Source organism: Pseudomonas sp. LB3P14, from assembly GCF_054898045.1.
Genome location: NZ_CM142714.1, coordinates 1,026,529 through 1,038,390 on the forward strand (window position 1 = coordinate 1,026,529; position 11,862 = coordinate 1,038,390).

General features: G+C 61.6%; 11 protein-coding genes and 1 pseudogene. 1 reads left to right on the top strand and 11 read right to left on the bottom strand.

Annotated features, from left to right (window positions below; genetic code table 11):
• Window positions 1–31 precede the first annotated feature (31 nt).
• The 5 genes from ACYZT5_RS04860 to ACYZT5_RS04880 form a co-directional block, all read right to left on the bottom strand.
• Window positions 32–697 carry a glutathione S-transferase family protein gene (locus ACYZT5_RS04860; RefSeq protein WP_462050045.1) on the bottom strand — a complete coding sequence of 222 codons (666 nt, stop codon included), beginning with the start codon at window positions 695–697 and terminating at the stop codon, window positions 32–34.
• Window positions 698–854: 157 nt separating this feature from the next.
• Window positions 855–2,498 (bottom strand): 3-(methylthio)propionyl-CoA ligase, encoded by a 1,644-nt coding sequence (locus ACYZT5_RS04865; protein ID WP_462050046.1) that lies wholly within the window; start codon window positions 2,496–2,498, stop codon window positions 855–857.
• A gap of 66 nt (window positions 2,499–2,564) precedes the next feature.
• The gene (locus tag ACYZT5_RS04870; RefSeq protein WP_462050047.1) at window positions 2,565–3,506 is read right to left on the bottom strand and encodes a TauD/TfdA dioxygenase family protein; all 942 of its coding nucleotides are present in this window, start codon (window positions 3,504–3,506) and stop codon (window positions 2,565–2,567) included.
• Window positions 3,507–3,658: 152 nt separating this feature from the next.
• Complete coding sequence (locus ACYZT5_RS04875) at window positions 3,659–4,705, bottom strand: beta-keto acid cleavage family enzyme (RefSeq protein ID WP_462050048.1); 1,047 nt, start codon at window positions 4,703–4,705, stop codon at window positions 3,659–3,661.
• A 107-nt stretch (window positions 4,706–4,812) separates the two neighbouring features.
• Entirely contained in the window at window positions 4,813–5,214 is a 402-nt protein-coding gene (locus ACYZT5_RS04880) for a carboxymuconolactone decarboxylase family protein (protein WP_462050049.1), read from the bottom strand.
• 114 nt (window positions 5,215–5,328) lie between these two features.
• On the opposite strand from ACYZT5_RS04880, the gene ACYZT5_RS04885 reads away from it, so the two are divergent.
• Window positions 5,329–6,375: an AraC family transcriptional regulator gene (locus ACYZT5_RS04885; RefSeq protein WP_462050050.1), complete on the top strand. Its 1,047-nt coding sequence runs from the start codon at window positions 5,329–5,331 to the stop codon at window positions 6,373–6,375.
• A 60-nt stretch (window positions 6,376–6,435) separates the two neighbouring features.
• On the opposite strand, the gene ACYZT5_RS04890 is transcribed toward ACYZT5_RS04885, so the two are convergent.
• From ACYZT5_RS04890 to ACYZT5_RS04915, 6 genes and pseudogenes are all read right to left on the bottom strand, one after another.
• Window positions 6,436–8,079 carry a 3-(methylthio)propionyl-CoA ligase gene (locus tag ACYZT5_RS04890; protein WP_462050051.1) on the bottom strand — a complete coding sequence of 548 codons (1,644 nt, stop codon included), beginning with the start codon at window positions 8,077–8,079 and terminating at the stop codon, window positions 6,436–6,438.
• Window positions 8,080–8,133: 54 nt separating this feature from the next.
• A complete protein-coding gene (locus tag ACYZT5_RS04895; RefSeq protein WP_462050052.1) occupies window positions 8,134–8,694 on the bottom strand; it encodes an RBBP9/YdeN family alpha/beta hydrolase in 561 nt (186 codons plus the stop codon).
• 25 nt (window positions 8,695–8,719) lie between these two features.
• Window positions 8,720–9,127 (bottom strand): annotated as a pseudogene (locus ACYZT5_RS04900) (TauD/TfdA dioxygenase family protein); the annotation flags it as partial.
• Window positions 9,128–9,398: 271 nt separating this feature from the next.
• Window positions 9,399–10,283: an enoyl-CoA hydratase/isomerase family protein gene (locus ACYZT5_RS04905; protein WP_462050053.1), complete on the bottom strand. Its 885-nt coding sequence runs from the start codon at window positions 10,281–10,283 to the stop codon at window positions 9,399–9,401.
• A 93-nt stretch (window positions 10,284–10,376) separates the two neighbouring features.
• Window positions 10,377–10,847 (bottom strand): 2,4'-dihydroxyacetophenone dioxygenase family protein, encoded by a 471-nt coding sequence (locus ACYZT5_RS04910; RefSeq protein WP_462050054.1) that lies wholly within the window; start codon window positions 10,845–10,847, stop codon window positions 10,377–10,379.
• A gap of 81 nt (window positions 10,848–10,928) precedes the next feature.
• Window positions 10,929–11,837 carry a TauD/TfdA dioxygenase family protein gene (locus ACYZT5_RS04915; RefSeq protein WP_462050055.1) on the bottom strand — a complete coding sequence of 303 codons (909 nt, stop codon included), beginning with the start codon at window positions 11,835–11,837 and terminating at the stop codon, window positions 10,929–10,931.
• Window positions 11,838–11,862 lie beyond the last annotated feature (25 nt).

Here is an 11,862-nt window from a genome sequence, read left to right on the forward strand (position 1 = left end):
TGCGCAGCACCGGCGGCGTCCGCGTTTGTTTCTAAACGTCGCCAGAGGAATGAGAGGTGGAAATGTTTTGCTCTTTGGCCGTTCGGTTCTGTGCCACCAGCGCACTGCAGAAACCGCGCCGTTGCTGCAACATCTGCCAGTAATTTCGAACCAATGGCGGGAACTGTTCCTCCAGACCAATGAACTCAGCCAGCATCAGCGCGTATCCGACAGAAACGTCTGCGGCAGTGAACCGCTCCTGGCAAAGATAGGTACGACCCTCAAGGCCCGCTTCAAGCCCCTTCAATCTGCCGAGGAACCAGCGTGTGTAGTCTTGCGCAACTTGAGGATTGCGCCGCGAAGGCTCTTCGAACCGGGCGTAGCGCAGGATAAGGGTCTGCGGAAAAGTGAGCGTCGCTTCGCCGAAGTGCAACCAATTGAGGTAGAGGCCGAAGTCGGGCTCATGCGATGCAACATCCAGACGCGACGTGCCAGAGCGCCTGGCAAGAAATTCGCAGATGGCGGATGACTCGGTCATCAGCAAATGACCGTCGATCATCGCCGGTACGGTCCCCAGCGGATTGATCTCCAGGTATTGCCGCGCGTGTGCCCGTGGAGGGAAAGGCAACATTCTCAATTCATACGTCATCCCTAACTCTTCAAGCATCCACAGAGGCCGAAATGAACGCGCACTCATGCAGTGGTAAAGAATGATCATCTTAAGGCAGCCTCGCTGATGAAACAGTGGGTGGAGGATTCTCCGTCGCGCCAGCGCATTTGCGCAGGGCTGGACCTGCCCGACCGAATGCTCTTGGGCAGAGCACTCGATTGGCTTGGGCCTCGATCTTCAGTTCCGCGACTGCGGTCCTCTCTTCTCAAACACCCGGCAACCGGTAGTCGCTCAGCAGTTCGCGCAACCGGGCCTTGAGGATCTTGCCGGTGGCGCCAAGCGGGATCGCCTCGGCGAACACCACGTCGTCCGGAATCTGCCACTTGGCCGTCTTGCCCTCGTAAAAGGCCAACAGTTCCTCGTGCGAAACCTCGCCGCCGGGCTTCCTGATCACCACGACGATCGGGCGTTCATCCCACTTCGGGTGCGCCACGCCAATGCAGGCGGCCATCGCAATGGCCGGGTGCGCGACGGCGATGTTCTCGACCTCGATGGAGCTGATCCATTCGCCGCCAGACTTGATCACGTCCTTGCTGCGGTCGGTGATCTGCAGATAGCCGTCGGCATCGACGGTGGCGACGTCGCCAGTAGGGAACCAGCCGCGTCCCTGCTCATCGGGCACCAGCGGATCGCCACCCTCGCTCTTGAAATACCCCTTGACCACCCACGGTCCCTTGACCAGCAGGTCGCCGGAGGTCTTGCCATCCCAGGGCAGTTTCTTGCCTTCGGCGTCGACGATCTTCATGTCGACGCCGAAGATGCCACGGCCCTGTTTCAGGCGGATGGCCATCTGCTGTTCCGGCGATTGCGTAAGGTGCTTGTTTTTCAAGGTGCACAGCGTGCCGAGCGGCGACAGCTCGGTCATGCCCCAGGCATGCAACACCTCTACGCCGTACTGCTGCTGGAAGGCATTGATCATGGCTGGCGGACAGGCCGAGCCGCCGATTACGGTACGCTTGAGGGTCGAGAACTCGAGGCCGTTAACCTCCATGTGGCCCAGCATCATCTGCCACACCGTCGGCACGCCGGCGGCAAAGCTGACGTTCTCGGCTTCGATCAGTTCGAACACCGATTGGCCATCGAGCGCCGGGCCGGGAAACACCAGCTTGGCGCCGACCAGCGCGGCCGAGTAGGGGATGCCCCAGGCGTTGACGTGGAACATCGGCACCACCGGCAGCACCGAATCGCGCGCCGAGATCGCCATCACGTCCGGCAGGGCTGCGGCATAGGCATGCAGCATGGTCGAGCGATGGCTGTAGAGCGCGCCCTTCGGATTGCCGGTGGTGCCGCTGGTGTAACACAGGCTCGATGCTGAATTTTCGTCGAAGCTGGGCCAATCGTAGGTCGAGCTGTGCTGGCCGATCCAGGCCTCGTAGCTCACCAGGTTGGGTATGCCACTGTCGACGGGCAGGTTGTCCGCATCGCACAGGGCGATCCACTTTTTGACCGTGGGGCACTTGCCGTGCACCGCCTGCACGATCGGCAGGAAGCTGAGGTCGAAGCACAGAATCTGGTCTTCGGCATGGTTGGCGATCCAGGTGATCTGGTCGGGGTGCAGCCGCGGGTTGATGGTGTGCAGCACCCGGCCGGTACCGCTCACGCCGTAGTAGAGCTCCAGATGGCGATAGCCGTTCCAGGCCAGGGTGGCGACGCGGTCGCTGAACAGCAGCTGTTCCTGGTCCAGTGCATTGGCTGCCTGGCGCGAGCGCGAGGCGACTTCGCGCCAGGTCGTGTGGTGGATGTCACCTTCGACCCGCCGCGAGACGATTTCGGCATCACCATGGTGAAGCTCCGCGAACTCGATCAATGACGAAATCAGCAACGGTTGGTCTTGCATCAAACCCAGCATTGGAGGCTCCTGTTTCAATAGAACACTGTTGAATGTTCGCGGGCAGCGGAACGGGCGACGATGTCGTCAGACCGGGCGGTCGCCCTTGATGCCGGCGCGCAGCAGGCGCCGGGGCTGCGGGTGGTAGTCGTAGCTCGCGTAATGCTGGGTCGAGCGGTTGTCCCAGGCGACGACGGTGTTCGGACGCCAGCGCAGGCGCATCTGGTACTCGGGAATCGTCGCCCGCGAGGCCAGATAGGTCAGCATATGGGCGCGCTCGAACATGTCCTGGCCGTACTGCACCCGTTGGGCGGTGTTCCAGTTGGTGAAGCTGGTGACATAGCCCATGCACACATACAGGATCTTCTCGCCGGTCTCGGGATGCGTGCGCACCACGGGATGCTCGGGGGGCGGATTCTTCGCCGCCGTCTCATGGCGCTTCTCGATCGCCATGCCGCCGCAGAACGCGACCTCGATGCTGCTCCTGGCATACAGACCGTCGATCTGCTGCTTCACGTGCTCCGGCAGCGTCTCGTAGGCAAGCGCCATGTTGGCCCACAGCGTGTCGCCGCCGACTTCCGGGCAGGTCACGCAGCGCAACACAGCACCCTTCAGCGGCTCGAACTGGGACATGGTGTCCGAATGCCAGTTGTTCTCGAAGCTTCTCATGTTCTCGGAACCCGAGATTGCAGGTCTTCCGGCTATATCGATAGCCAGGATCTTCGGCGCCTCCGGCATGCCGGGGTAGAGTCTGTGTTCATCGAGTTCGCCGAAGCACTCGGCAAAGGTCTGCTGTTCCATCGGCGTGATGTCCTGGTCTCGGAAGACCAGCACTTTGTGCTTGAGCCAGAGTGCCCTGATCTCCGCGAATAGCTCGGCGTCCTGGCTGGCGTCGATCAGGCTGACGTTGCTGATCTCGGCCCCGAGGGCCGGCGATATCAGCTCGACCTTCAGGGAGTTTTTGAGTGCCGAGGGTCGGACGATGGCCGGGGCACCTGCCACGGGACGGGTTACATGAGATTCTGTCATCACTATCTCCTGGTACTGTCTTTAGGTCATTGAACGGGTTGCACGGATAGCACGGGGTATCCGCGTTTGCGGGGGAGGTTCAAGACCTTCTGATGGGGGTGGGGCATCCAGGCCTTCGGGCAGAGGAACTGGCGCCCACCCGCAAGAGGGGCTTAGCGCAGCGGAAAGCCCCGTTCGCCAGCACGGCGGTTCGGCGCCCAGCCGAGCTTGGCCAGCGTTTCATTGGCGTCGCGGTAGTTCTCGCCGAGCTTGTAGATGCGCCGTGCTTCCTCGCCATTGGCGACGTCGCGATTGAGTTCGCGGGCAATACGCACCATCGACTCGATCTGCTGCACCGAGGTCATGCGCTCGCCCGTCGGACCGCGCAGCGTGTCCTCGTTGCCGACGCGCACATGCAGGCCGAGCGCGATCGCCATCGCGTTCATCGGGAACACGCTTCGGCCGAGGCTCTCGATAGTGAGTACCGAGCCATCGGGCGTGCGGCGTACGAACTCCAGCAGGTCAGCCGGATGCACGCCAGCCGCACCACCTCCAACCGCCGTATAGTTGAGGACCAGCGGCCCGCAATACGCACCGCGCCGCACCAGGCGCTCGACCGAGTCCAGAGAGCTCGGGCCGGTCAGCATGAAATGCGGCTGGACGCCGTTGGCCACCAGGCGGCGAAGGTGCTCCACATGCCACGATGGATTAGAGGGCACGACCATATTGCGATAGGCCTCCTGCAGCGCAGGGTTCGTCAGCGAAGTGCCAGCGATGTCCTCCTCGGTGAACAGATCCAGCGCGTTAAATTGCGTGGTGTTGATCACCACCGTCACCTGGTCGGGGCGCGGAGTGAGCTCGGCCAGCATGTGGCGCGTGTCGTCGCTCTGCCACTTCGCAGCCTCTCCTTCGCTCTCGGGTGCGAAGGAGATTGAGCCGCCGACCTGCAAGATCATCTGCGGCACGGCCTCGCGCAGGCGTGCCAGCAGCTCGTTAAACTTCGACAGGCGCTTGCTGCCCTTGCCGTCATCCTCACGAACGTGCACGTGCAGCACAGTGGCGCCGGCGTTCCAGCAATCGACCGCCTTCTGTACCTGCTGGTCTATGGTGACCGGGATGTCGTCGGAATCGCCGGGTACCCATTCCGGTCCATAGGGGGCGACCTGGATCACCAGCTTCTCCTGGTTTTCGGGCAACAGGGAATCGTCGAAAAATTGCATGTTGTGTGTCCTTCAGTTGATGGTGGGTACTGATTAGGGTTGTCGATGGCGGCGGGGCCGGTCTGCGTCGCCAATGATTGGGGCGCGTTCCATCTTTAGGGTGGAGTTCAGCCGACGGACGCGGCCTGGCCTTCGGCGTGCGCAGCCAGTTCTTCAAGCAGGATTGGTGCACCCAGGCTCATCGTGTGGATGCCCAGCACGCTCACCAACTGCAGCACCGCGGTGATTTCTTCCTGGGTGGCGCCCAGGTCGAGCGCCTTGCGGATGTGGTTGCGCACGCCCGGCCCATACATGTGGGTGCAGGATGCGTCGACAGCGATCGCGATGAATTCGACCGTCTTCGCGTCAAGCACACCCGACATCAACGGCGCCATGGCCATCGCCATGAATTTCTCGGTCCATGCCGGGTCGAGCGCGGCAAACGGTTCCCAATTGGGGTTCCAGTAGCCGCTTGCACGCAGCGAGTCACAGATAGGTGTGGTCGGCACAGGTACTTGGGGCAGGTTCATCGCATGGGTTCCTTCAGTTTCGTTCGGATGGAGGTAGTATCCGCACTCGACGCACCTTATGATTGACGAATGGGGACGCTCAGTTACCATTTCGGGACGCTTAGGAAGCCGCTCATGTCCACTTTGCTGCGCAGTGCCAGCCTCACCGGTTTCGCCGAAGTCGCGCGTAACGCCGGCCTCAACCCCTACACGATGCTCGCTGAGGCCGGTCTGCCCTCGGGCGCCTTGCGTGACCCTGATCTCAAGGTGCCTGTGGAGGCTGTTCTGCACCTGCTCGAACTTTGCGCGGACCGCAGCGGTGACCTGGCCTTCGGGTTGCGCATGGCCGAATCGCGCCGTCTTTCCAATCTCGGGCCGGTGAGCCTGCTCGTGCGCGAGGAACCGACGCTGCGACGCGCGCTCGATGCGCTCGTACGCTTTCGCAGCCTGTACAATGCGGCGATGTTCCTGAAGGTCGAAGAAACGGGCGACATGGTCGTCATCCGCGAGGAGGTGATCGTCGGAAAGGCCGCACCAGTGCGGCAATCCACCGAGTTGGTGATCGCTGTCCTGTTTCTCATGTTGAAAGTGTTTCTCGGCCCGAACTGGCGTGCAAAGCGCATCTGTTTCGCCCACGCGGCACCGAAGGACCGCTCAGTCCATTGGCGCGTGTTCGGCCGCAACGTCGAGTTCGGGCACGACTTCAACGGCATCGTCTGCAACGCGCAGGATCTCGACACGCCGAACCCCACGGCCGACCCCGTGATCGCCCGCTATGCGCGTCAGATGCTCGAAACGAGCCTGCACGGCGGCAACGACAAGAAGGTCACCAACGATGTGCGGCAGCTGGTGTTCGTGCTCCTGCCCGCCGGTCATTGCGCGATCGAGCTGGTGGCACAGCACCTCGGCGTGGACCGGCGCTCCGTCCACCGCCAGCTCGCAAAAGAAGGCGAGACCTTCAGCGGCATTGTCGAGGCGGCGCGGCACGAGCTGGCCGCACGTTACATCGACGAGGGCGAGCGGCCGCTTGCCGAGGTGTCCGGACTGCTGGGTTTCTCGGCGCCGAGCGCGTTCTCGCGCTGGTATCGGCAGCATTATGGTGTCAGCGCGGCGCAGCGACGGGCGACGTCAAAAACAAAAAGCCCCGACTTCCACAAGGAAAATCAGGGGCTTGGTTTGTAACGAATCGTCGACGCTTATCCCCCGACGACCTTCAGTTCCACGGACCGAAGTCCTCGCGACTCAAAGCCCCGGCAGTTTGTAGTCGCTCAGCTGTTCGCGCAACCGAGCCTTGAGGATCTTGCCGGTGGCGCCGAGCGGGATCGCCTCGGCGAACACCACGTCGTCCGGTATCTGCCACTTGGCCGTCTTGCCTTCGTAAAAGGCCAGCAGCTCTTCGCGCGAAACCTCACCGCCGGGCTTCCTGACCACCACGACGATCGGGCGTTCGTCCCACTTCGGATGCGCCACGCCAATGCAGGCGGCCATCGCGATGGCCGGGTGCGCAACCGCGATGTTCTCGACCTCGATGGAACTGATCCATTCGCCGCCGGACTTGATCACGTCCTTGCTGCGGTCGGTGATCTGCAGATAGCCGTCGGCATCGACGGTGGCGACGTCGCCAGTAGGGAACCAGCCGCGTCCCTGCTCATCGAGCACCAGTGGGTCGCCGCCCTCGCTCTTGAAATATGCCTTGACCACCCACGGCCCTTTGACCAGGAGGTCGCCTGAAGTCTTGCCGTCCCACGGCAGTTTCCTGCCTTCGGCATCGACGATTTTCATGTCGACGCCGAAGATGCCACGGCCCTGTTTCAGGCGGATCGCCAACTGCTGTTCCGGCGATTGCGTAAGGTGCTTGTTTTTCAAGGTGCACAGTGCACCCAGCGGCGACAGCTCGGTCATGCCCCAGCCATGCAGCACCTCGACGCCGTACTGCTGCTGGAAGGCATTGATCATGGCTGGCGGACAGGCCGAGCCGCCGATTACGGTACGCTTGAGGGCGGAGAACTCAAGGTCGTTGGCCTCCATGTGGCCCAGCATCATTTGCCACACCGTCGGCACGCCGGCTGCAAAGCTGACGTTCTCGGCTTCGATCAGCTCGAACACCGATTTGCCATCGAGTGCCGGGCCGGGAAACACCAGCTTGGCGCCGACCAGCGCGGCCGAGTAGGGGATGCCCCAGGCGTTGACGTGAAACATCGGCACCACCGGCAGCACCGAATCGCGCGCCGAGACCGCCATCACGTCCGGCAGGGCGGCGGCATAGGCATGCAGCATGGTCGAGCGATGGCTGTAGAGCGCGCCCTTCGGATTGCCGGTGGTGCCGCTGGTGTAACACAGGCTCGACGCCGAGTTCTCATCGAAGCTGGGCCAGTCGTAGCCGGTGGACTGGTGGCCGATCCATGTCTCGTAACTCACCAGGTTGGGCACGCCACTGTCGACGGGCAGCGTGTCCGCATCGCACAGGGCAATCCACTTTTTGACCGTGGGGCACTGGCCGTGAATAGCCTGCACGATCGGCAGGAAGCTGAGGTCAAAACACAGAATCTGGTCTTCGGCATGGTTGGCGATCCAGGCGATCTGGTCAGGATGCAGCCGTGGGTTGATGGTGTGGAGCACCCGGCCGGTACCGCTCACGCCGTAATAGAGCTCCAGATGGCGATAACCGTTCCAGGCCAGGGTGGCGACGCGGTCGCTGAACAGCAGTTGCTCCTGGTCCACTGCATTGGCCACCTGGCGTGAACGCGAGGCGACCTCGCGCCAGGTCGTGCGGTGGAGGTCACCTTCGACCCGCCGCGAAACGATTTCGGCATCACCGTGGTGAAGCTCCGCGAACTCGATCAATGACGAAATCAATAACGGTTGGTCTTGCATCAAACCCAGCATCGGGAGGCTCCTGTTTCAATGAAACAATCTTGAAAATTGTGGCTGGCGGGGTACTCAACGCGGCATGCTGAGTGATGCCAGGAACGCTTCGGCTTGTGGCCAATCGCCGTGGCCCGACGCCGGATTAAGGTGGCCGACCTCACCCAGGTCGGCGAGCTCGGCACCCCAGTCGAGTGCCAGCCCGGCGACGTGCTCGAAGTTCGCCAAGGGATCGTTGCGACTGGCGCCCACAATGCTGCGAAAGGGCAGTCGGGACCGCGGCACGGGCAGCCAGCCGCCAGTGCGCAGCGCTTCGATTGTCGGATTCCCTTCAGGCAGGGCGGATTCCAGATCGGGTGGCGTCGCCAGCAACGCGCCTTGCACTGAGCGCTTCGTCTGCAGCGCCCAGTGCGCCACCATGATGCAGCCGGCGCTGTGCGCGACGATCACGAGTGGCCCGTCGATGGCTTGTGCCTCGCGCTCGATGGCCGCGACTAGGGCGGCGCAGTCCAGGTCATCGCGCCCCATCGGCGCGACGCTGCGAACACGCGGCAGGCGTGCCGCTAACAGGGTCTGCCAGTGCTGTGGCACGTCATCACGCAAGCCCGGCACGATGAGAATGGTTGGTTCAATCATGGGTTTTTCCTAGGGTAAGCGCGTGTCAGAACGGGACGTCGCCGATGATTTCGGCGCGTTCCATCTTGCGGTGGCAGGGTGGGTAATCCATTACGGCCAAGTGCTGGGTGCTGCGGTTGTCCCACAGGGCGACACTGTTCGGTTTCCAACGGAAGCGCACCTGGTACTCGGGGATGTGCGCCCGGCTGATCAGGTACTGCAGCAATTGCGCGCTGCCGGGCGCGTAATCCAGCCCGAAGCGCACGTTGTCGGGGGTGTGAAAGTTGGTGAAGTGCGTGGCGTAGCCGCTGACAAAAAGGATCTTTTCGCCCGTCTCCGGGTGGATGCGTACCACCGGGTGCTCGGAGTCGGGGTACTGGGCGCGCAGGGCCTGGCGTTTTTCGATGGGATGCGCCGCACCGAAAGAGGACTGCAGGCTGTGACTGGCACGCAAGGGGTTCCAGTAACCGCTGGCGCGCAGCGAGTCACAGATGGGTGTAGTCGGTGCAGCGCCTTGAGATGAGTTCATGGCATGGGCTCCTTCAATCGAATGGATGGAAGGCAGTATCCGCACTCATCTCACCTTGCGATTGACAGGTTGGGACATTTGATTACCCCGTCGGGACATGCGGAAAATCTCTGATGTCGGGGGGAACGCAAAGCGCCTGCCTCATGGGATTTTTGACCCGACGAGGCGAGCAGGGCGATGAGGCAGTTATCCGTATTTACTGATCGGAATCCTTGAATCGGGCCTCCCGACGTTCGAGGAATGCCTGTATGCCTTCGGCATAATCAGGATGTACGGCTGCCCGAGCGTTGGTCATCTGCGACAGCTGGATCGCCATTTCGGTCGGTTGCCCGTACCCGTATTTCATGGCTTGTTTCTGCGCCTCGATGGCGGTCGGCGAGTTGTGCACGATCTTCCTGGCGATTTCCAGCGCCAGTGGCATTAGCTGCGCCTTTGGCACTACATGATTGACCATGCCCAGGCGATGAGCTTCCTGCGCGGTGATCAGTTCACCCGTCATCATCATCTCCATGGCTTTGCCGGGTGACAGCACGCGGGGCAGAAAGACTGATCCTCCTGAGGCATTGGCGATCCCCACTATCGCGTCCGGCAGATTGAACGTCGCATTGTCCGCCGCAATGATGAAATCCATGCCGATTGCCAGCTCCATCGCGCCCGAGCCCGAATAGCCATGCACCGCCGCGAAGATGGGCTTTTTCATGTTGCGTATGGCGTAGCTGACCTGATCAAACCCGAGCCGTTGCTGCCTGCGTTCTTCAGCGGTAAAACTGCCGCGTTCGCTCAAGTCGGTGACGCCACCGAAGTTGTTGCCCGTCCCCGTCACGATGACGCAGCGTACTTGGGTCTGCAGCGACACATGCTTGATGATTTCCCCGAGACGGGTGGCCATCTTGTTGGTGATTGCATGAAAGGCGTCGGGGCGGTTGAAGGAAATGATCGCTACCCGGCCACCTTCGGCGAACTCCAGCAGTACATTGTCGTCCGGGTCAGGCATCGCTCGGGTCTGCAACAACAACTGGCTGAATTTGTGTTCCAGTTCTTGCGGGGTCAGTGGTGTCATTGGCGTCGCTTCGTTATTCATATATTCAACCTTTGATGACCCATCGATAAATCAGGGCTGCGCGGCGCAGGGCACCGTTGGCCGCGCAGGGGCCTGATGCAAGATCGCTGTCGCTTAGCTGAAGGCCGTGATGTCGAGCATCTCGATGTTCTCGCGCTTGCAAAAGGCTTCATAACGTTCGACGGAGGTCTTCCAGTTCTCGATGGCCAGCATCTGGTCGTTCTCACCCAGGAATACCAGGTCGCCAAGAATGATATTCAGCACGATCAGATCGCAACTGGTGTTGACAACTTCGGGCGTGTGGCGGGACGCGGCGGTCTCGTACACGATGCTGCCGGGACCGGCAACCCAGTCGTGTTCCTTGTACTTCCAGCTGCCCTGGATGGTGTAGACAATCACCGTACCGGAGTGGTGGTGCATGGGCAGTTCCGAACCGGGAGGGGCCTTGAGCATGTTGATGACCTCGCCGCGAATCGGATCGGCCTTGATGTACTTGATCAGGATCTCGTCGCTGAACGGTGCGAATGGCATCCACGGCAGCGATTCAGCGTCAATGACTGCGGTGTCGATCTGTTGATGAAACATGGTTTTTACTCCGGTGAAATGTGTTGGCACACGAGACCTGACTCAGGTCTCGTGCCTGGAAGATGAAAAAAACCAACTGGATCAGAATGGGGCGTCGCCGACGATTTCGGCGCGTTCCATCTTGCGGTGGCAGGGTGGGTAATCCATCACGGCCAAGTGCTGGGTGCTGCGGTTGTCCCACAGGGCAACACTGTTCGGCTTCCAACGGAAGCGCACCTGGTACTCGGGGATAAACGCCCGGCTGATCAGGTACTGCAGCAGCTGCGCGCTGCCCGGCGCGAAATCCAGTCCGAAGCGCACGTTGGCGGGGGTGTGAAAGTTGGTGAAGTGCGTGGCGTAGCCGCTGACAAAAAGGACTTTTTCGCCCGTCTCAGGATGGGTACGTACCACGGGGTGTTCGGAGTCGGGGTATTTGGCATGCAGAGCCCGACGTTGCTCGATTGGCAGCTTCGCGCCGAAGGTGGACTGAAGGCTGTGACTGGCCCGCAAGTCGGCGATCTGGGTCTTGATGTGCTCCGGCAACCCCTCATACGCCAGCGCCATATTGGCCCACATCGTGTCGCCGCCCACGGGCGGGCATTCGATGCAGCGCAACACGCAGCCCAAGGGTGGCTTCTCGCGAAAGGTGGCATCGGAGTGAAAGGCGCTTTCGTAGCGTCCGACACCGTCCGGGACCTCGGGCGATTTGTAGATCTGCTGCAGGCCCGGGTGTTCTGAGTCGAGGGGGGTGTAGGGGTGCACGTCCAACTCGCCGAAATGGCGAGCGAAGGCCACATGCTCGGCGCGTGTGATGTCCTGGTCACGGAAAAACAGCACCCGGTGTTTTAGCATCAATTTGCGGATTTCGGCCATCATCTCGGTGTCGCGTGAGGCGACACCGAGATTGATGTTGCTGATTTCCGCGCCGATGGAGCAGGTGAGTTGCTCGACCTTGAACGAATCAGACAGCGAGCCGGCGCGGACGATGGCAGGTGCACGAGGGGTAGTCATGGACGTGTCTCCGTGTTCGGACCAC